Consider the following 19,205-nt stretch of genomic DNA (forward strand, 5'->3'; position numbering starts at 1 on the left):
CGATCATAGTCGTCACGAAAGGCGGGTCCAGCGTTGAATTTTCAAAAGGTGTCTTTGGCGGCGGGGCTCTATTTTGTCGGCGTGCCGATCGGGACGGCGCGCGACATTACGCTCAGGGCGCTGGATGTGCTGGCAAGCGCGGATATTCTGGCCGCGGAAGACACGCGCAGTCTGCGCCGGTTGATGGATATACACGCTGTGCCGCTGGCGGGCAGGCAGGTGATCTCGCTGCACGATCACACAGGTGGTGGAACCGCCGCGCGTCTGGTCGAAGCAATCGCAGCGGGGTCATCCGTGGCCTACGCGTCAGAAGCCGGGATGCCCCTGATTGCGGACCCCGGTTTCGAGTTGGGGCGCGCGGTTCATGCGGCCGATCAGATGGTGACCTGTGCGCCGGGACCATCAGCCGTTTTAACGGCACTGGTACTTGCGGGCTTGCCGACGGATGCGTTTTTCTTTGCCGGATTTCTGCCCAATGCCAAGGCGGCGCGGCGGCGTGGGTTGGAAGACCTGCGCGATATTCCCGCGACGCTTGTAATCTACGAATCGCCCAAGCGCCTCGCAGCGTTTCTTGCAGATGCTGCCGAGGTGTTCGGGGGCGAACGGCAGGTTTCCGTGTGTCGCGAGATCACGAAGAAGTTCGAGGAGACCCGAAAGGGAACGCTGTCGGAACTGGCCGCTGCCTACGCGGATCAAAAGGTAAGGGGCGAAATCGTCGTTCTGATTGACCGTAACCGTTCAGAGAAAATTACCGAATCTGATTTAGAAACGGACCTGACGAAGGCGCTGGCAGGGCATTCCATGCGGGATGCCGTGGATATGGTTGCCAAGGCGCATAACATACCGCGCCGACAGGTCTATCAGATGGCGCTTGCCCTGAACGAAGGATGACACAGATGCCGCAAACCAATGCAAGGGTTCATGCCGGACGCATGGCATACCATGCAGGCCTCTCGGCAGAGGCATCGGTCATTCGTGAATACGAAAGTCACGGCTATGTTTTCGAGGCGCAAAGGTGGCGGGGGCAGGTGGGCGAAATTGATCTGGTCCTGCGAAAAAGTGGATTGGTTGTCTTTGTCGAGGTGAAGAAAAGCAAATCCTTCGAACGTGCCGCCTTGCGCATTTCCCCCACTCAAAAGCGCCGCATCTTCGCAACAGGTGAGGAGTTTGTCGCGCAAGAACCGCAAGGGTTGCTGACAGATATGCGATTTGATGTGGCGCTGGTGGATGCTGCGGGCGCGGTGCAAATACTGGAAAATGCGCTGTCCGAGGGGTGAAAACTCTGTTGCTGCCCATTGCGGTCCTGAGCTTGCTGCGCCATTTATAGCGCCTGATGAAATACCTGAGGCATCGTGCAGTACCCAACGCATTGACATCTTTGATGTCAGGCACCGTTGGGTGATCCAGGTTTTTCGCACAACGCATTAAGCGGCATAAACGCAAGGAGCTGCCATGAAAATCGCCTTCCAGATGGATCCAATTGATGCGGTTGACATCAACGCAGACAGCTCGTTCCGCCTTGCCGAAGAGGCGCAGGCGCGCGGCCATACCCTGTTTTTCTATACGCCCGATCATCTGGCCTATCAGGAAGGGCGCATCACCGCCAAGGGACAGGACCTGCAGGTCCAGCGCGTGCAGGGCGCACATGCAACGCTGGGTGCCATGCGCGAGGTGAACCTCGCGGAATTCGATGTGGTCTGGCTGCGGCAGGACCCGCCTTTTGACATGCATTACATTACATCGACCCACCTGCTGGATCGTTTGGCCAGCACGACGCTGGTGGTGAATGACCCGTTCTGGGTGCGCAACTATCCCGAAAAACTGTTGGTGCTGGATTTCCCGGACCTGACCCCGCCGACCACGATCGCGCGCGATCTGGACACGATCAAGGCTTTCAAGGCAAAGCACGGCGATGTCATTCTCAAACCGCTCTACGGGAACGGCGGTGCGGGCGTTTTCCGTCTGGATGCGAACGACCGGAACCTCACGTCGTTGCACGAGCTTTTTACCGGATTTTCGCGCGAACCGTTGATTGTGCAGAAATTCCTGCCGGATGTCTCAAACGGGGACAAACGCGTGATCCTCGTCGATGGAGAACCGGTTGGGGCCATCAACCGTGTGCCCGCCGCTGGTGAGACGCGTTCCAACATGCATGTGGGCGGGCGTCCTGAAAAGGTGGGACTGAGCGCGCGTGACAAGGAAATATGCGCCGCCATCGGCCCGCTTTTGAAGGAAAAGGGGCAGGTCTTCGTCGGCATAGACGTGATCGGCGACTACCTGACCGAGATTAATGTGACGTCCCCCACGGGCATTCAGGAACTTGAACGATTTGATCAGGTGAACATCGCGGCACACATCTGGCAGGCCATTGAAGACAGGGCAGCGGCGCGCTGACCCTCTAGGCATTGATGCGGTAGCTGATCGCCTCAGCCACATGTGGCTTGCGCACGCCTTCCGAATGATCGAGATCGGCAATCGTGCGCGCCACCCGCATGACCCGGTGATACCCGCGCGCGGACATCCGGAACTTCTCGGCAGCGCGCAGCAACAGATCGCGTCCTTCCGCATCCGGCGCTGCGATTTCTTCCAGCGCTTCGCCCTCGATATCCGCGTTGGAGCGGATGCCGTCATGGGTCGCAAAACGCGCGGACTGTCGTTCACATGCGCCCGCCACCCGCTGGGCGACCGTCTCGGAAGTATCGCCATTGGCGGGCAAATCGAGGTCTTCATAGCTTACAGGCGGCACATCAACGCGCAGATCAAACCGGTCGAGCAAGGGTCCAGATATGCGCCCCATGTAGTCCTCGCCGCAGGTCGGCACACGGGCGCAGGCGCGTTCGGCATCTGTCATATAGCCGCATTTGCACGGGTTTGCCGCAGCGATCAGCATGAATTTGCAGGGGTATTTCACATGCGCATTGGCGCGTGATACCATGATGTTGCCGGTCTCAAGCGGCTGGCGCAGGGTTTCGAGCACATTGCGCGGGAATTCGGGCAATTCATCCATGAATAAAACCCCGTTGTGTGCCAGTGACACCTCGCCCGGTTTCGCAAGGCGTCCGCCACCGATGATCGCCGCCGTTGATGAGGTGTGATGCGGATCGCGAAACGGGCGTTGACGCGAAATACCGCCCTCGTCCAACAAGCCGGCAATCGAATGGATAATGGAGGTTTCCAGCGCTTCCTGTGCGCTCAGCGGGGGCAAAATACCGGGTAAACGCCGCGACAGCATGGATTTTCCCGATCCCGGCGGGCCAACCATCAGCATATGATGTCGCCCGGCGGCAGCGATTTCCAGCGCGCGTTTTGCACGTTCCTGACCGCGCACGTCGCGCAACTCGAGCGTCTTTTCCGGTGTGATCACTTCGCCGGGGTGGGAATCCGTGATCAGGTTCTGCCCGGTAAAATGGCGCACAACATCGCCCAGTGATCTGGCGGCGATGACCCGCGCACCACTGACCCAAGCCGCTTCTTTGCCGCACTCGGCAGGGCAAAGCAGGATGTTTTCCTCCTCGGCGGCGGTCATCGCCGCGGGCAAAGCACCCGTGACCGGCACCAGTTTGCCGTCCAGTGACAGCTCGCCCAAAGAGACGACGGACAGGATCACGTCATGGGGAATGATGCTCAACTCCGCCAAAAGCGCCAGGGCGATGGGCAGATCGAAATGCCCACCTTCCTTCGGCAGATCGGCAGGGCTGAGGTTAATGGTGACCTTTTTGGAAGGGAAGGCGATGGCCATGCTCGCCAGCGCCGCGCGCACACGTTCCTTGGCTTCTGAGACCGCCTTGTCCGGCAGCCCCACGATGCTGAAACCCGGCAGACCCGGCGCCAGCGCACATTGAACTTCGACGGGGCAGGCTTCGACGCCGCGAAAAGCAACTGAATAGGTAAGCGACACAGATATCCCCGAGGTTGGCGTGTTATGGTTAACGGCTACGTCAGGTGTGTTTACGAAAGGTTAAAGGCTCGTCGTGTTTTTAGCTTACGGGCCAGGGTTTTGTGCCGGTGCCCGCGGGGTAGGGAAATGGATCATAGGTGATTTTAAGCCCGTCCGACCGCCAGGCGCGAAAAGCCGGATCACGCAGGGTGCGCATGCAATAGTCCAGCGCCTGTTGCGATACCGGAAGGTCATAGCCGATGATGCGCGCCGCGACGGGGGCAAAGAAAACATCCGCCAGCGAATATGTATCAAACAGCCAGCCGTCTGCGTGGCCGGTCATCTTGAACGCGCCCTGCCACAGCTCTTGCAGGCGTTCCAGATCGCTCAGCACGGCGTCCTTTGCAACGAAACCCGTGTTCACATGCTGCAACTGCATCGGGCATTGCGAGCGCAGCGCGGAAAAGCCGGAGGCCATTTCAGCGCAAAGCCAGCGGGCGCGCATCCTTGCACTTGGCTCGCGCGGCCAAAGCCCGGCGTCGGGGTGCCGTTCGGCCAGTGTTTCGGCCATGGCGAGGCTTTCGCCCACGACATTGCCCTCGGGTGTTCTCAGAACGGGCACCAGTCGCGCAGGTGCCAATTGTGCAATGTCTTGCGCCATTGTGCCTGCATAAAGCCCGACCATATGGGTGCGATGTGCAAGGCCGAATTTTTCCAGCATCAACCAGCCGCGCAATGACCAGCTTGAAAAAGTCCGATCGCCAATAAAAAGATCATACGTCATGGCATCAGGCTACGGCCACCGGGTAAGGTTATGCCAATTCTATTTTGTGCGGCAGGGGATCACGGTAAATGATTGATGTAGGGCACCGGGTCCGTGTCGCAGGTCCAGTTGATCTTGGTCACTGAGAAATTGTCGATCCTGTGGGACAGCGTATCATAGGCGGAAATCTGCAAGGCCCGCTGCACCTGTGTGAGGATCACGCCGAAATGGGCAACGGCGATGATGTCGCGCCCGGGATAGGCGTTGCTGATCCGCGTAACCGCGCTTTGCACGCGGGCGGCGGCGGTGTTCCAGCTTTCGCCGCCCGGGGCTGTCACGTGACCGGGATTTTCCCAGAAGGTGCGGCTTAAATCCGGATCCCGCGCGGCGATATCCTCAAAATGCATCCCGTCCCAGATACCGAAGTGCATTTCACGCAGATGCGGATCATGCGGCAACCGGTGATGAGCGGGGGTCTGCAATGCGTGGGCTGTATCGCGGGCTCTGGCCAGATCGGAGGACACCAGCACGGCGTCAGACGGCAGGTGCGCGCGCAGTCGCGCGATCTGGGCGGTATCCGACAGATCAGCGGGAACATCGCGCCAGCCCACGAAAGACCTGGCATGGGTCGGGCCATGGCGCACCCAGTGCCAGACGGTCATGCCAATGTCCCCTTGAGCACCAGTGGCAGACCTGCCGTGACAAGCACGACCGTATCCGCCTGATCGGCCAGTGCGATATTGAGCCGGCCCTGTGCCTCACGAAACGTCCGCGCCATGGCATTGTCCGGCACGATTCCCTGACCGACCTCATTTGACACGACAACGACCGGCGCCCGGCATGTGCGGATCGCGTTGAGAAAGTCGGCTTGCGCCGCCTGCAGGTCCTTTTCATCCATCATTTGATTGGTCAGCCACATGGTCGCGCAATCAATCAGGACAGCTTGAGTCGGTTGTAACTGCGAAAGGGCCGATTGCAGCTCCGCGTCTGCCTCAATATTGAGCCACCGATGGTCGCGACGCTTTTTATGAAAATTTATTTTGATTTTTATTTCGTCGTCAAAAATACGTGATGTCGCCAGGTAAACAGGCTCTAAGCCACTGTTTAATGTATGGTTTTCGGCCCACAGCGATTTTCCGGATGCAGCGCCGCCAAGGACAAGAGACAGATTTGGCAACATTTTATAAACCTTTGAAGTGAACCAATCGCTTCTAGACTGCGTATCTATTTCAAATGTGCACGGCAAGGTGTGCTTCATCTGACTGGGAGATGTCGCTATGGCTTTGGACTCAACACGGGATATGGCTTTGTCGCGCAAGGCGATGAAAGCGGAACTGCTGGATGCGGAAACCGAGCTTGAACTCGCTTACGCGTGGCGGGACGAGCGTTGCGAGAAATCATTGCACCGACTGATCACTGCCTACATGCGCCTCGCAATCTCCATGGCATCCAAATTCAAACGCTACGGCGCGCCCATGAATGACCTGATTCAGGAAGCAGGTCTGGGGCTCATGAAGGCTGCGGATAAGTTTGATCCGGACAGAGGCGTGCGCTTTTCAACTTATGCGGTGTGGTGGATCAAAGCCTCCATTCAGGACTACGTGATGCGCAATTGGTCCATGGTGCGTACCGGGTCGACCTCATCGCAAAAATCGCTCTTCTTCAACATGCGCCGCGTGCAGGCCAGACTGGAGCGTGAAAGCGCTGCATCGGGCGAACCTTTGGACCGTCATCAGCTTCGGCAGATGATTTCAACCGAGATCGGCGTTCCGTTGCACGATGTCGAGATGATGGAAGGCCGCCTTTCGGGTTCCGACTATTCGTTGAATGCGACGCAATCGACGGAGGATGAGGGGCGCGAGTGGATTGACGCGCTGGAGGACGACTCCGCGCAGGCGGCCGAAACGGTTGAGCATCACCACGATACCGAACAGCTGCGTGCATGGTTGCTGCAAGCCATGAATGACCTGAACGAACGTGAGCGTTTCATCGTTCGCGAGCGCAAGTTGCGGGATGCACCGCGCACCTTGGAAAGCCTCGGTCAGGAGTTGAACCTCAGCAAGGAACGCGTGCGCCAGCTTGAGGCCGCAGCCTTCGGGAAAATGCGCAAGAGCCTTGAAAATCAATCCCGCGAGGTTTTGTATTTCCTCGACTGATGCTCCGTAACGCACTTCTGGCAAGTTGTTGTGGCGTTGTCTTGTGCTTCGCCGCTTGGGCGGACGTTATTGTACCGCCGAGCGAAGCCTTCGAAGCGGATGTCGTGTTTCTAGGTGAGCAGCACGACAACCTGACGCACCACGAGGTTCAGGCGTCGTGGGTTGAGCAGTTGAGCGCAAGCGCGCTCGTGTTCGAAATGTTGACACGCGCGCAGGCGTCAAAAATCACCCCTGACAACAGGGTCGATCAGGCCACCCTGGGGGACGTGCTGGACTGGCAAGCATCCGGTTGGCCCGATTTTTCAATGTATTATCCGATATTTGCCGCAGCGCCCGAGGCGCCGGTTTTTGGCGCTGGTGTGCCGCGCGCCCAGTTGCGCGAGGTGATGAACGGGGACGTTGCCAGTCTCCTCGGGACCGACACCGCACAGCGCTTGGGCCTCGATCAGCCTTTGCCAGCCGCGCAGCAAACAGTGCGTGAGGCGTTGCAGCGCAGTGCCCATTGTGATGCCCTGCCCGAGGAATTGCTGCCCAAGATGGTCGATGTCCAGCGGTTGCGTGACGCGGCCCTCGCGCAGGCTGCGCTGCAGGCTTACGAACAGTTTGGTGGTCCTGTTATTGTGATCACCGGCAATGGCCATGCGCGCGCCGATTGGGGCGCGCCGTTTATCCTTGGTCAAGCCGCACCCGATCTTTCAGTTTTCAGCCTTGGAAAAGGGGAAGCCGGCCGCATGCCTGATGGATCATTCACCTCAGTTGTGGATGGCCCAGCGGTGGATCGCGGCAGTCCCTGTGATGCCTTCGCAAAGTAATCCGGGCTGGTGGAAATCAGCGTCTCGCCTTAAAGTCACCCCGTCAGGTTTCACGATCAAAGGTCCAAGATGCTGAGCGATAAACACATTCTGCTGATTATTGGTGGCGGGATCGCGGCTTTCAAATCGCTCGATCTGATCCGCCGCCTGCGCGAGCATGGCGCGGTTGTGACGCCCGTTTTGACCAAGGCGGCCGAAGAATTCGTCACACCACTGTCCGTTTCCGCACTGGCGGGCGCGAAAGTATATCGCGACCTGTTTGACCTGACGGATGAGGCCGAGATGGGCCATATCCAGCTTAGCCGGGTTGCGGACCTTGTCGTTGTGGCGCCTGCGACGGCGGATCTGATGGCCAAGATGGCGCAAGGCCTCGCCAATGATCTGGCCAGTACGCTGCTGCTGGCAACGGATACGCCTGTGTTGATTGCACCCGCCATGAACGTGCGCATGTGGGAACATGCCGCGACACAGCGTAATGCAGTCCGATTGCGCGCGGATGGGGTGCATATGGTGGGGCCGGTTTCCGGCGATATGGCTTGCGGTGAACATGGTCCCGGGCGCATGTCCGAGCCGATGGATATTCTGGCGGCCGTGACGGCGCATTTTCAGGACGGACCTTTGCAGGGCAAACATATCCTCGTGACGTCCGGTCCAACCCATGAACCCATTGATCCGGTGCGGTATATCGCAAACCGCTCCTCCGGCGCGCAGGGGGCGGCAATCGCCAGAGCGCTGCATGCATTGGGTGCGAGGGTTTCGTTTGTCACCGGCCCGGCGGATGTGCCGCCCCCGGCGGGCGTCGATGTGGTGCGGGTTGAGACAGCGCAGCAGATGCTGGACGCGGTGCGTCAATCCCTGCCTGCGGATGCGGCAGTCTTCGCGGCTGCCGTCGCGGATTGGCGTGTGGCCTGCGCCAGTGACAGCAAACTGAAGAAAACGAGCGGCGCGCTGCCGGTGCTGACCTTTGCAGAGAACCCGGATATCCTGCACAGCATCTCGCACGCAAAGGACCAGCGCCCGAAACTTGTCATCGGTTTTGCCGCCGAAACCGACGATGTGGTGGAAAACGCGACGGCAAAGCGGCTGCGCAAAGGGTGCGACTGGATTGTTGCAAATGATGTATCGCCCCAGACCGGGATCATGGGGGGGCAGGAGAACGCCGTGACCCTGATAGATGAAAAGGGCGCTGACACCTGGCCCAGAATGTCCAAAGACGCAGTGTCGCAACGCCTCGCTGCCCTGATCGCTCAGCGGTTGGCTTAACGGAGGCCATGGCTTTGGTATCCCTGAAACTGCAATGGGCTGACGGGGCCGACACATCGGTGCCGTTGCCTGCCTATGAGACATCCGGCGCGGCGGGTGCTGACATCCGCGCAAATTGTCCTGATGGGCCGGTCACACTGGCACCCGGCGCGCGCGCGCTTGTGCCAACAGGGCTGCGCATGGCCATTCCGCAGGGCTATGAGGTTCAGATCAGACCCCGGTCGGGCCTCGCGCTCCGGCACGGGATCACGCTGGTCAACAGCCCCGGCACCATCGACAGCGATTACCGGGGGGCGGTCGGTGTGATCATGCAGAACCTTGGGGATGCCGCGTTTGAAATCACCCATGGGATGCGGATCGCGCAAATGGTGGTCGCGCCTGTTGTTCAGGCTAGCTTTGAATTGTCCGATAGCCTGAGCGAAACAGATCGTGGTTCAGGCGGGTTTGGGTCCACAGGAGGCGATTGATGCTATTGGTTTTTGGGCTATGCGCCGTTTTATGGGGCATTGGCAGCCTTATGGGCGCGCCGCGTTCCGCCCGCGCAATGATGATCGGCATCCTGTATGTCGGCGTTCTGGCCATGCATATCGCGTTGCCGGACCGCCACCCGCTGCGTTTGGCGACGGGTGAAAGTCCGGCGCTGTGGTTGCTGATCGGTGGTTTCGCGCTGGTGATCTTTTCATACCGTCAGGTGATCACGAGGCTGCGCACCCGCGCGAAAGCGGTCGAAAAGCAGAGCGACGACGCCCTCGACAGGCCGCTGTTCAATACCAGCGAGTTGAACCGTTACGCGCGGCATATGGTGCTGCGAGAAATTGGTGGTCCGGGGCAAAAACGGCTGAAAGAAGCAAAGGTTCTGGTCATCGGCGCGGGTGGGCTTGGTGCGCCCATTTTGCAGTATCTGGCGGCGGCTGGGGTCGGGACGATTGGTGTCATTGATGATGATATGGTCGAAAACGCTAACCTGCAGCGGCAGGTCATTCACCGCGATGCGTCGATTGGCATGGCCAAGGTGTTTTCCGCGCAGGCCGAAATGACGGCGCAAAACCCCTATGTCGAGGTGCGCCCCTACAACCGCCGCCTGACGGCGGATATCGCGGATGCGTTGTTTGAGGAGTACGACCTCGTTCTGGATGGGACGGATAATTTCGACACGCGCTATTTGGTGAACGAAACGGCGGTCAAAGCCGGTATTCCATTGATTTCAGGCGCATTAAGTCAGTGGGAAGGGCAGTTGAGCGTCTTTGACCCCGCCTATGGGGCCCCGTGTTACCGCTGCGTTTTCAAAAGCGCGCCTGCAGCCGAACTGGCCTCGTCCTGCGCGGAGGCGGGTGTGCTTGGCCCATTGCCGGGGGTGATCGGCACAATGATGGCGGTTGAGGCAATCAAGTTGATCACGGATGCAGGCACACCGCTGCGGGGCCAGATGCTGATCTATGACGCACTTTATGGTGAAAGCCGAACGATCGCCATCAAACCACGTAGCGACTGCCCGAGTTGTGGACCACTTCAGGCGAAAGCGTCCTGATCCGCACGGTTGCTCTGGCGTCTGACGCGCCCTAGCTATGCAAGAACAAGGAGAGCCATGATGACCAATCCATTGCTGCAAGACTGGGCGACACCCTTTCAGATCGCACCCTTTGATGTCATATCTGACGCTGATTTCGCGCCAGCACTGGACACAGCACTTGCGGCGCACCGCAGCGAGATTGACGCCATTGCCACCTGCGACGAAGCGCCAAGTTTTGCCAATACAATCGAGGCGCTTGAGGCTGCTGGCGCCGACCTCGACAAGGTTCTTTCGGTGTTCTTCACCGTCGCGGGGGCCGACAGCAACCCGACGCGCGAGGACCTGCAGCGCCAGTTCTCTCCAATACTCGCCGCGCATTTTTCCGAAATTTCCAGCAACAAGGCCCTGTTCAGCAGGGTCAACGCATTGTGGGAAACCCGCGAAACGCTGGGCCTTGGGCCTGAACAGGACCGTGTTTTGATGCTCACCCACCGTGGGTTTGTGCGCGCGGGGGCTGCACTGACCGGGGCGGAAGACGCACGCATGAAGGAAATCAAGGCACGCCTTGCCGTTCTGGGGACGGAGTTCACGCAAAACCTTTTGGCGGATGAGCGGGCGTGGTTCATGCCGCTTGCCGAAGACGATCTTGAGGGCTTGCCCGAATTTGTCGTGGACACCGCGCGCGCGGCGGGTGACGAGAAGGGGGCTGATGGCCCGGTTGTGACCCTTTCGCGGTCGCTCATCGTTCCGTTTTTGCAGTTTTCCCCACGGCGCGATCTAAGGAAAACCGCCTTTGAAGCCTGGGTCGCGCGGGGTGCAAATGGGGGTCAGACGGATAACCGCGCCATCGCAGCGGAGATCCTGTCCTTGCGCCAAGAGCGGGCAAAGCTGTTGGGCTATGAGTCTTTTGCGGATTTCAAACTTGAAACCGAAATGGCCAAGACACCCGCTGCCGTGAGAGATCTGCTGATGTCGGTGTGGGAGCCAGCGCGTGCGCAGGCGGATGCTGACGCTGCGCGTCTCGCCGAGATGATGCGCAAGGATGGCATCAACGATGATCTGGCCCCTTGGGACTGGCGCTATTACGCTGAAAAACGGCGCGCCGCAGAACACGATCTGGATGAGGCAGAGCTGAAGCCATATTTCCAACTGGACCGCATGATCGCGGCCAGCTTTGCCTGTGCACAGCGGCTGTTCGGGTTGCAGTTCAAGCCATTGGACATACCGCTTTACCACCCGGATTGCCGGGCTTGGGAAGTGACGCGCAACGGCGAACATATCGCCGTGTTCATTGGTGACTATTTCGCCCGTGGGTCCAAAAGATCGGGTGCCTGGTGTTCTGCGATGCGTTCGCAGGCGAAATTCCCCAAGCCGCAGGCACCGATTGTCATCAATGTGTGCAATTTTGCCAAGGGCGACCCGGCGCTGTTGTCTTATGATGACGCGCGCACGCTATTTCACGAATTCGGCCATGCGCTGCACCAGATGCTGTCAGATGTGACCTACGAGAGCATTTCTGGCACGTCCGTTGCGCGCGACTTTGTTGAGCTTCCCAGCCAGCTTTACGAACACTGGCTGGATGTCCCGGAGGTGCTGTCAGAATTTGCTGTTCATGCAGAGACTGGCGCGCCCATTCCCCCCGACATGCTGCAGAAAGTGCTCGACGCCTCGACGTTTGATATGGGGTTCCAGACCGTGGAATATGTGGCCTCGGCCCTCGTCGATCTGGCGTTTCATGACGGCCCGGCACCTGCGGACCCGATGGACAAGCAGCGCGAAGTTCTTGATGCTATCGGCATGCCGCCAGCGATTACGATGCGCCACGCCACGCCGCATTTTGCCCATGTTTTTGCCGGTGATGGGTATTCCAGCGGGTACTACAGCTACATGTGGTCGGAAGTGATGGATGCGGACGCCTTTGCCGCCTTCGAAGAAGCGGGCGGTGCGTTTGACCCTGAACGTGCCTCGGCACTTGAACGGCACATATTATCCACGGGTGGCAGTTCAGACGCGGCGGAGCTTTACATCGCCTTCCGCGGGCGGCTGCCGGGGGTGGATGCGCTGCTCAAAGGGCGCGGGCTGGCCGCTGAGTAGCGCTCAATAGCCTCGCGCACGGTCAACGAGGTTCAAAAAAGCCTCACCTTTTTCACCGCGTACGATGTTGCGGGCAATTTCTTTTGCGGAAGTCACCGGGCGGGTTGCCGCCGCGATATGTGGTGTCACCGTCACATTTGGATGCGCCCAAAACGGGTGATCCTGTGGCAATGGTTCCGTGCGGAACACATCCAAGGTGGCATGCGCGACCTGACCGCTGTCAAGGGCTTCGATCAACGCGGCATCCTCAATCAGCGGCCCGCGCCCGGGGTTGAGGATGTACGCGCCCTTGGGTAACTGGGCCAGCGTTTCACGGTTCAGCGTATTTTCTGTTTCGGCTGTGTCCGGCAGCAACAGAACCAGTATTTCGCCTGTCGCCAAAGCATCGCGCAGGCCGTCTGATCCGTGAAAGGTCTCGATACCGTCGAGGTTCTTGGCGGATCTGCTCCAGCCGCTGACGCGAAAGTTCATGCGGCACAATTGTTCACCAACAGCAGTTCCTAATGATCCCAGCCCCAGAATGCAGACCCGCCTTTCCTGTGCCAGCGGGTTGGAATGCCACTCCCACTCGCGCTGCGGATTCACGATATGGCTGTCCATGCCCAGATGATACCGCATGACATGGCCGACGACCCATTCGACCATGGATTGGGTCATGCCGGGATCAACCATTTTGATCAGCGGAAAGGTGAGCGTGTCATTTGTCACGATGCGCTCGACCCCGGCCCAAAGGCTCAGAACGGCTTTGGTGTTTTTATAGGGAGAGAAGTCCTGCAGCGTCGATGTGGGGGCATAAACGATGTAGTCCACATCTTGTGGTGACGCCCGCGTTACAAGTTCCGCGTCGAGACCTTCCTGGGTAAAGGCATCGCTCAGTGCGCGGCCGTACTTGTGCCAGTCCTCATTGCTGGCGGCGAACAAAACGGTCAGGGTCATGTCGGTCCTTTATCTGGCCTTTATCTGGGGCGGTGCACATGCGCACTTTGCGTCAGCCCGAAGGCAAGCATCAAAACCAGCATGGCCGAACCCCCAAAGCTCACCAGCGGGAGCGGGACCCCGACAACCGGCGCAAGCCCCATGACCATCGACATGTTGACCGCAAAGAACAAAAAGAAGTTCAGCGCAATCCCAAGGGTCAGCAGCGATGAAAACCGGTCCTTGTTCAGCATGGCGGACCAGACGCAAAAGACAATGATCAGCGTATAAAGCGCAAGCAATGAAATCGCGCCAATGAAGCCGAATTCCTCTGCCAGCGTAGTAAAGATAAAGTCCGTGTGTTTTTCGGGCAAAAAGTTCAGACGGCTTTGCGTGCCCTGCATGAAACCGCGCCCGGTCCATCCACCAGAGCCAAGCGCGATCTTTGATTGCGTGATGTGATACCCGGCGCCCAGAGGATCGGTGCTGGGGTCCAGAAAAGTGTCTATCCGGCGGAACTGATAGTTTTCAATAAGCTGCCAAGGTGTGCCGCGGGATTTGAACACCGCAGTGACCAGCGCCACACCGCTGGCTGCAACAGCGGCAAAATAGGCCCAGTGCACCCCCGCCAGAAACATCAAACCGCCCCCGGCGGCCAGCAGCAGAATTGACGTGCCCAGATCCGGTTGACGCAGTACCAGAAGAACGGGGATTATGATGATGATAACCGGTAGGATCACCCATAAGGGACGCGATGTTTTCTTGGCTGGCAGCCAGTCATAATAGGCCGCCAGCAGCATCACCAATGTGATTTTCATCAGTTCCGAGGGCTGCAATCGCATGAAACCAAGGTCGATCCATCGTTGCGCCCCCATGCCGACGGTGCCGAACAATTCAACCGCAACCAGCAAGACAAGCGTGCCGAGATAGGCAAGGCCGGACAGGCTGCGCCAGAACCAGATGGGAACCATGGCCACAATCAGCATCAGGGCGAAACCGACGACGAACCGCTTCATCTGCGGCTCGGCCCAGGGGGAGAATGACCCGCCCGCAACCGAGTAGAGCATCAGGAAACCGACGCCCGCAACTGCGGCCAGCAGGATCGCAACGGGCCAGTTGAGGTGCAGGATCTTGCGCAAGCCCACGGGCGTGGATTTGACGTTATGCTCGAGATAACTCATGCCTGATCCCGCCCGCTGATAGCGGCCTGTGGCTGCATCTTTTGCAATTCTTTTTGCAGCGTGCCGATGCGTTCGCGGTCCTTGGCCGGGTATGCCTCAAGCGGTGGTGTGCCGCCATAAAGCGCCTGCAGGGTGATATCGCGGGCAATCGGGGCGGCGGCTTTCGACCCGCCGCCGCCGTGTTCGACGATAACGGCCACGGCGTATTTTGGGCGGTCATATGGTGCGAAATTCACAAACAAGGCATGATCGCGGCGTTCCCACGGCAGATCCTCGTTGCGGATGACACCTGCGCGGCGTTCTGCGGCGGTGATGTTGCGCACCTGACTTGTGCCGGTTTTACCGGCCATGCGCATCTCTTCTTCGATCACGCGTGACCCATAGGCAGTGCCCCGCCGGTCATTGACGACGGCAAACATGGCCCTGCGCATCTTGCGCAGGTTGTTCTCATTCATACCCATGTTTTCGCCACCGCGATCGGGTTGTTCAACACCGTCGATTGATTTGATCAGCCGCGGGGATACCGCGCGCCCGGTGGCAAGTCGCGCGGTCATGACCGCAAGCTGCAGGGGAGAGGCCAGCAAAAACCCTTGCCCGATGGAGGCATTGACCGTGTCACCGACCCGCCAGGATTGGCCTTGATTGATCTGTTTCCATTCCATCGTCGGCATCAGGCCGGAGGCGACGGCTGACATGGGCACATCGTGTTTCACGCCAAGGCCAAAACGATTGGCCATTGCGGTAATCTTTTCAATACCGACCTTGATGGCCAGATCATAGTAATAGACATCGCAGGATTTCTTGAGCGAATCCTGCAAATCCACCCACCCGTGGCCTGCGCGTTTCCAGCAGTGAAACCGGCGACCGGACACTTCGAGGTGGCCGGGGCAATAGGCAGTTTCATCCGGCCCGATCAGCCCGGCCTCAAGGGCGGCCATGGCGGTGATCATCTTGAAGGTGGACCCCGGCGGGTACAGCCCCTGAACGGTCTTGCTGGCCAGCGGGCGGTACTTGTTGCTGGTCAGCGCCCCGTAGTCTTTTTGCGAGATGCCGCGCACAAACAAATTGGGATCAAATGTCGGGGCCGAGGCGCAGGCGACAAGATCGCCGTTGTCACAGTCGATGATCACCGCGCTCGCACTTTCGCCGGTCAGACGCGCCTGCACATACCCCTGCAAGGCCGCATCAACGGTAAGCTGGACATCCGATCCGGCAGTGCCCTCCTGACGGTCGAGTTCACGCATCACGCGTCCCGTGGCGTTGACCTCGACCCGTTTGGCCCCGGCTTTCCCGCGCAAAAGCGGTTCGAGCTTGGTTTCCACGCCCACCTTCCCGATCTGAAACCGGGGTATCATCAGGACCGGTTCCGGGTCAGTGATCTTTGAAAGGTCATAATCCGACACCGGGCCCACATACCCCAAAACATGCGCAAAGTCAGAGCCTTGCGGATAGACACGGCTGAGCCCCACCTCGGGTGTGATGCCCGGCAAGGCGGGCGCATTCACCGAAACACGGCTGATTTCATCCCAAGTGACGTCCGACGCGACGGTGACGGGCAGAAACGGGGCTGACCTGCGCATCTCCTCCTTGACGCGGGCAATCGCATTGTCGTCAAGCGCAATGATCCTGGACAGCTGTTTCAGAGAGGCATCCACATCGCCGGCGTCTTCCTTGATGATCACAATGCGATAAGAGGGCGCGTTTTGTGCGAGCCGAACCCCGTTCCTGTCAAAAACCTCCCCGCGCGACGGTGGGATCAGGCGCACGTTTATGCGGTTTTCTTCGGCCAGCAGTCGGAATTCATCGGCCTGTTCGACCTGCAGGTACCGCATGCGCGCGGCCAACCCGCCAATGAACAGCAATTGCGCCCCGCCAAGAAGTGCGGCGCGTCGTGACAGGTGCCGATGGCTGAAATCCGTTTCTGCCCGTGTCCGTTTCACAGCAGCCCCCCCGGTCTATGCCCTTTGCTCATCACCCGCGCCGCCCCCGCGCATCAAGTTCACCCGGTGCCGTTTTTTGCACACCGAGCACGCTGTGAGTCAATCCGACCACGACCGGGTAGAACAGCATGGTCATGACCAGTTCGAAGACTGACAAGGTAAAGGCTGGCGGATCGACAAATGTGACCATCAGTGCGGCGCGATACGCAAGCGCCACGGTGGCCATCATGATGCAGACGCTTAACCATTCGTTGACAAAACTGCCATCGCGCAGGCCAATGGCCCGGGACTTGAGGCTTTCGCAGGCCAGCAGAGCAAACAGCGCCCACAACCCCGGGGGTCGTAAAAGCAGCAGATCAGCAAGAAGGAACAGCCCCGCCAGCGCGATGCTCGGCACGTATTCCGGTCGCCGCAGAGACCAGGCAAAGGCGAATGCCAAAATCAGGTCCGGCCCGACCCATTGTCGTGGCGTGGTTTCCAGCGGCAGGAGATGGAAAAACAAGATGACACAAACAATGAGGCCGAACATCAGCCGCATACCCCAGACGCGCGTGTTGGTTTGCTCGCTCATTGTGTGGCCTCCGCAACAGGCAGTTGCGGGCCGATGATCTGCGCGCTGTCAGAGACCGTTGTTGTGCCGTGATGGCGCAGTACGCGCAGGAATTCGAGGCGCTGATAGTCAGCCGCCATGATGACACGCAATTTGCCGGTCGGGTCGGCTGCCACCTGACCGATCAGAAGCCCGGCCGGAAAGACGCCACCGTCACCGGAACTGATGACCCTGTGGCCGGGTTTTACAAGGTCGCTGTCTTCGAGAAAGTCGATGAAGGGCGCGGCGGAGTTGTCACCGGATACGATCACGCGCTGGCCCGAGGGCTGGATGATGGCGGGGATGCGGCTTGAGGCATCCGTGAGCAGGATCACACGGGCAGTTTTGTCCGCCACGCCGGAAATCCGACCGACAAGGCCGATGCCATCCATCGTCGCCCAGCCATCCACCAGACCATCCCGGCTGCCGACATTGATCAGCACGGATTGCCGGAAGGGCGAGCCGCTGTCCGCCAGAACCACGCCCGTGATATAGGTCAGGCGCGGGTCCAGACGCACGTTGTTGAGATCGAGAAGCCGCGCATTTTCCTGTTCCAACTGAAGGGCGGCCTCCTTCCACGCTTGCATGCGGCGCAGTTCAGAGCGCAATTCGCGGTTTTGCTGCGCCAGCCGCTGATAGCTTTGAAAGTCCTGAAACAGGTTGATTGTGGCAGTGACCGGCGCCATTGCCCAAGTGAGATTTGGCACGAATGTGTCCGTCACCTGCGCGCGAAAACGCTCAACCCGAGGGCTGTCGATCCGCCACAACAGGAATGTCCCGAGAAGACACAGGATCAGGATGCTGATCAATAACCGGCGCAGCGGGCCGGTAAAGTCGTTTGCGTTTGACCTGTCCTTTGCCATCCGGCCTCGGTCTCCTGCCCCCTAGTGGAGCAGGGCATGCCTGCCTCTGACGGGGTGCGGTTAATGCGTTGCGATCAACTGTCGTAGTCGATGGCGTGACGCAGCTGTTTTTCGTATTCTAGGGCCTTACCGGTGCCCAAAGCCACGCAATTCAGTGACTCGTCCGCAATTGATACGGCAAGGCCGGTTTGTTCGCGCAGGGCGAGGTCAAGATCCCCCAGCAATGCGCCACCGCCCGTCAGCATCACGCCACGATCCACGATATCCGCAGCGAGGTCGGGGGGCGTTGTCTCAAGCGCTGTCATGACCGCTTCGCAGATTTGCTGGACGGGTTCGGCCAGCGCCTCGGCAATCTGCGCCTGTGTTACTTCGATTTCTTTCGGGACGCCATTCAACAGGTCACGGCCCCTGATCTGCATTGACGTCCCACGCCCGTCATCAGGCATTCGCGCCGTGCCGATGGATGTCTTGATCCGTTCGGCCGTGGTTTCACCGACCAGCAGATTTTGTTGACGGCGCAGATAACTGATGATCGCTTCGTCCATCCGGTCCCCGCCAACGCGCACCGAACGGGCGTAGACGATATCACCCAAAGACAGGACTGCGACCTCGGTCGTACCGCCACCGATGTCCACGACCATGTTGCCAGTGGGGTCCGTGATCGGCATGCCGGCGCCAATGGCCGCGGCGATGGGTTCCGCAATCAGCCCTGCGCGGCGCGCACCCGCACTCAGAACGGACTGGCGGATAGCGCGTTTTTCAACGGGCGTTGCACCATGGGGCACGCAGACGATAATCTTGGGTTTCGAGAAGGTGGACCGCTTGTGCACCTTGCGGATGAAATGTTTGATCATTTCCTCGGCCGTATCGAAATCGGCGATCACACCTTCGCGCATGGGGCGAATTGCCTCGATGCTGCCGGGGGTACGTCCCAGCATCAATTTGGCATCTTCGCCAACAGCAAGGACTTTTTTCACGCCATCCTTGACGTGATAGGCGACCACCGAGGGCTCTGACAAGATTATGCCACGGCCTTTGACGTAAACCAACGTGTTTGCCGTGCCGAGGTCAATCGCCATATCTGACGAAAAAAGACCACGAAAACTATCGAATAGAGCCATGAAGCTTATAACCTTGCCCGAATCTGATTTATCCGAGCCCATCGGCTCAGTTGACCTGTGTTATATGCTTAGCTGCGATATGGTGAAAGGGGCGTTAACGATGTTCTAGGCATCATCTTGC

Annotated in this window: 19 protein-coding genes; 9 read left to right on the plus strand and 10 right to left on the minus strand. The window is 59.2% G+C overall.

Going from position 1 to position 19,205, the window contains the following annotated elements:
* Window positions 1–33: 33 nt before the first annotated feature.
* From rsmI to gshB, 3 genes are all read left to right on the plus strand, one after another.
* A complete protein-coding gene (gene rsmI / locus RD1_RS05485) occupies window positions 34–891 on the plus strand; it encodes a 16S rRNA (cytidine(1402)-2'-O)-methyltransferase (RefSeq protein ID WP_011567460.1) in 858 nt (285 codons plus the stop codon).
* Complete coding sequence (locus RD1_RS05490; protein ID WP_011567461.1) at window positions 888–1,277, plus strand: YraN family protein; 390 nt, start codon at window positions 888–890, stop codon at window positions 1,275–1,277. Before rsmI ends, RD1_RS05490 begins: the two co-directional genes overlap by 4 nt.
* 175 nt (window positions 1,278–1,452) lie before the next feature.
* Complete coding sequence (gene gshB / locus RD1_RS05495) at window positions 1,453–2,394, plus strand: glutathione synthase (protein WP_011567462.1); 942 nt, start codon at window positions 1,453–1,455, stop codon at window positions 2,392–2,394.
* Window positions 2,395–2,398: 4 nt separating this feature from the next.
* On the opposite strand, the gene RD1_RS05500 is transcribed toward gshB, so the two are convergent.
* From RD1_RS05500 to cobU, 4 genes are all read right to left on the minus strand, one after another.
* Window positions 2,399–3,898: a YifB family Mg chelatase-like AAA ATPase gene (locus tag RD1_RS05500; protein ID WP_011567463.1), complete on the minus strand. Its 1,500-nt coding sequence runs from the start codon at window positions 3,896–3,898 to the stop codon at window positions 2,399–2,401.
* Window positions 3,899–3,977: 79 nt separating this feature from the next.
* The gene (locus RD1_RS05505; protein WP_011567464.1) at window positions 3,978–4,661 is read right to left on the minus strand and encodes a glutathione S-transferase; all 684 of its coding nucleotides are present in this window, start codon (window positions 4,659–4,661) and stop codon (window positions 3,978–3,980) included.
* Between the two features lie 59 nt (window positions 4,662–4,720).
* Entirely contained in the window at window positions 4,721–5,302 is a 582-nt protein-coding gene (locus RD1_RS05510; RefSeq protein WP_011567465.1) for a histidine phosphatase family protein, read from the minus strand.
* Window positions 5,299–5,820, minus strand: a complete 522-nt coding sequence (gene cobU / locus RD1_RS05515) for a bifunctional adenosylcobinamide kinase/adenosylcobinamide-phosphate guanylyltransferase (protein ID WP_011567466.1) — start codon at window positions 5,818–5,820, stop codon at window positions 5,299–5,301. Before cobU ends, RD1_RS05510 begins: the two co-directional genes overlap by 4 nt.
* 97 nt (window positions 5,821–5,917) lie before the next feature.
* On the opposite strand from cobU, the gene RD1_RS05520 reads away from it, so the two are divergent.
* The 6 genes from RD1_RS05520 to RD1_RS05545 all read left to right on the plus strand — a co-directional run bounded on the left by RD1_RS05520 (window position 5,918) and on the right by RD1_RS05545 (window position 12,475).
* Complete coding sequence (locus RD1_RS05520; RefSeq protein WP_011567467.1) at window positions 5,918–6,796, plus strand: RNA polymerase factor sigma-32; 879 nt, start codon at window positions 5,918–5,920, stop codon at window positions 6,794–6,796.
* A 104-nt stretch (window positions 6,797–6,900) separates the two neighbouring features.
* Window positions 6,901–7,608: a ChaN family lipoprotein gene (locus RD1_RS05525; protein WP_245897212.1), complete on the plus strand. Its 708-nt coding sequence runs from the start codon at window positions 6,901–6,903 to the stop codon at window positions 7,606–7,608.
* A gap of 69 nt (window positions 7,609–7,677) precedes the next feature.
* Entirely contained in the window at window positions 7,678–8,871 is a 1,194-nt protein-coding gene (gene coaBC, locus RD1_RS05530) for a bifunctional phosphopantothenoylcysteine decarboxylase/phosphopantothenate--cysteine ligase CoaBC (protein ID WP_011567469.1), read from the plus strand.
* A gap of 14 nt (window positions 8,872–8,885) precedes the next feature.
* Window positions 8,886–9,338 carry a dUTP diphosphatase gene (dut, locus tag RD1_RS05535; RefSeq protein WP_044033358.1) on the plus strand — a complete coding sequence of 151 codons (453 nt, stop codon included), beginning with the start codon at window positions 8,886–8,888 and terminating at the stop codon, window positions 9,336–9,338.
* On the plus strand, window positions 9,338–10,399 hold the full coding sequence (locus tag RD1_RS05540) for a HesA/MoeB/ThiF family protein (RefSeq protein ID WP_011567471.1): 1,062 nt from the start codon (window positions 9,338–9,340) through the stop codon (window positions 10,397–10,399). The genes dut and RD1_RS05540 overlap by 1 nt, the downstream gene beginning before the upstream one ends.
* Window positions 10,400–10,459: 60 nt before the next feature.
* The gene (locus RD1_RS05545; RefSeq protein ID WP_011567472.1) at window positions 10,460–12,475 is read left to right on the plus strand and encodes a M3 family metallopeptidase; all 2,016 of its coding nucleotides are present in this window, start codon (window positions 10,460–10,462) and stop codon (window positions 12,473–12,475) included.
* A 3-nt stretch (window positions 12,476–12,478) separates the two neighbouring features.
* Here RD1_RS05545 and RD1_RS05550 read toward each other — a convergent pair whose 3' ends face one another.
* The 6 genes from RD1_RS05550 to RD1_RS05575 all read right to left on the minus strand — a co-directional run bounded on the left by RD1_RS05550 (window position 12,479) and on the right by RD1_RS05575 (window position 19,084).
* Window positions 12,479–13,411 (minus strand): 2-hydroxyacid dehydrogenase, encoded by a 933-nt coding sequence (locus tag RD1_RS05550; RefSeq protein ID WP_011567473.1) that lies wholly within the window; start codon window positions 13,409–13,411, stop codon window positions 12,479–12,481.
* Between the two features lie 20 nt (window positions 13,412–13,431).
* Window positions 13,432–14,571: a rod shape-determining protein RodA gene (gene rodA, locus RD1_RS05555; RefSeq protein WP_011567474.1), complete on the minus strand. Its 1,140-nt coding sequence runs from the start codon at window positions 14,569–14,571 to the stop codon at window positions 13,432–13,434.
* Window positions 14,568–16,511 carry a penicillin-binding protein 2 gene (gene mrdA, locus RD1_RS05560; protein ID WP_011567475.1) on the minus strand — a complete coding sequence of 648 codons (1,944 nt, stop codon included), beginning with the start codon at window positions 16,509–16,511 and terminating at the stop codon, window positions 14,568–14,570. The genes rodA and mrdA overlap by 4 nt, the downstream gene beginning before the upstream one ends.
* 31 nt (window positions 16,512–16,542) lie before the next feature.
* A complete protein-coding gene (locus tag RD1_RS05565; protein WP_011567476.1) occupies window positions 16,543–17,082 on the minus strand; it encodes a hypothetical protein in 540 nt (179 codons plus the stop codon).
* Window positions 17,079–17,963: a rod shape-determining protein MreC gene (mreC, locus tag RD1_RS05570; RefSeq protein WP_011567477.1), complete on the minus strand. Its 885-nt coding sequence runs from the start codon at window positions 17,961–17,963 to the stop codon at window positions 17,079–17,081. The genes RD1_RS05565 and mreC overlap by 4 nt, the downstream gene beginning before the upstream one ends.
* 74 nt (window positions 17,964–18,037) lie before the next feature.
* Window positions 18,038–19,084, minus strand: coding sequence for a rod shape-determining protein (locus RD1_RS05575; RefSeq protein ID WP_013963402.1), 1,047 nt, complete (start codon window positions 19,082–19,084; stop codon window positions 18,038–18,040).
* Between the last annotated feature and the right edge of the window lie 121 nt (window positions 19,085–19,205).

The sequence above is a fragment of the Roseobacter denitrificans OCh 114 genome (genome assembly GCF_000014045.1).
GTDB classification, from domain to species: domain Bacteria; phylum Pseudomonadota; class Alphaproteobacteria; order Rhodobacterales; family Rhodobacteraceae; genus Roseobacter; species Roseobacter denitrificans.

Bases quoted from the DNA above. Each gene is read 5' to 3' on its own strand.
- RD1_RS05545 (WP_011567472.1), top strand. From the start codon at position 10,460: ATGACCAATCCATTGCTGCAAGACTGGGCGACACCCTTTCAGATCGCA.
- gshB (WP_011567462.1), top strand. From the start codon at position 1,453: ATGAAAATCGCCTTCCAGATGGATCCAATTGATGCGGTTGACATCAAC.
- RD1_RS05565 (WP_011567476.1), bottom strand. From the start codon at position 17,082: ATGAGCGAGCAAACCAACACGCGCGTCTGGGGTATGCGGCTGATGTTC.
- coaBC (WP_011567469.1), top strand. From the start codon at position 7,678: ATGCTGAGCGATAAACACATTCTGCTGATTATTGGTGGCGGGATCGCG.
- RD1_RS05550 (WP_011567473.1), bottom strand. From the start codon at position 13,411: ATGACCCTGACCGTTTTGTTCGCCGCCAGCAATGAGGACTGGCACAAG.
- RD1_RS05520 (WP_011567467.1), top strand. From the start codon at position 5,918: ATGGCTTTGGACTCAACACGGGATATGGCTTTGTCGCGCAAGGCGATG.
- RD1_RS05575 (WP_013963402.1), bottom strand. From the start codon at position 19,084: ATGGCTCTATTCGATAGTTTTCGTGGTCTTTTTTCGTCAGATATGGCG.
- cobU (WP_011567466.1), bottom strand. From the start codon at position 5,820: ATGTTGCCAAATCTGTCTCTTGTCCTTGGCGGCGCTGCATCCGGAAAA.
- rodA (WP_011567474.1), bottom strand. From the start codon at position 14,571: ATGAGTTATCTCGAGCATAACGTCAAATCCACGCCCGTGGGCTTGCGC.
- RD1_RS05510 (WP_011567465.1), bottom strand. From the start codon at position 5,302: ATGACCGTCTGGCACTGGGTGCGCCATGGCCCGACCCATGCCAGGTCT.
- RD1_RS05540 (WP_011567471.1), top strand. From the start codon at position 9,338: ATGCTATTGGTTTTTGGGCTATGCGCCGTTTTATGGGGCATTGGCAGC.
- mreC (WP_011567477.1), bottom strand. From the start codon at position 17,963: ATGGCAAAGGACAGGTCAAACGCAAACGACTTTACCGGCCCGCTGCGC.
- RD1_RS05505 (WP_011567464.1), bottom strand. From the start codon at position 4,661: ATGACGTATGATCTTTTTATTGGCGATCGGACTTTTTCAAGCTGGTCA.
- RD1_RS05490 (WP_011567461.1), top strand. From the start codon at position 888: ATGACACAGATGCCGCAAACCAATGCAAGGGTTCATGCCGGACGCATG.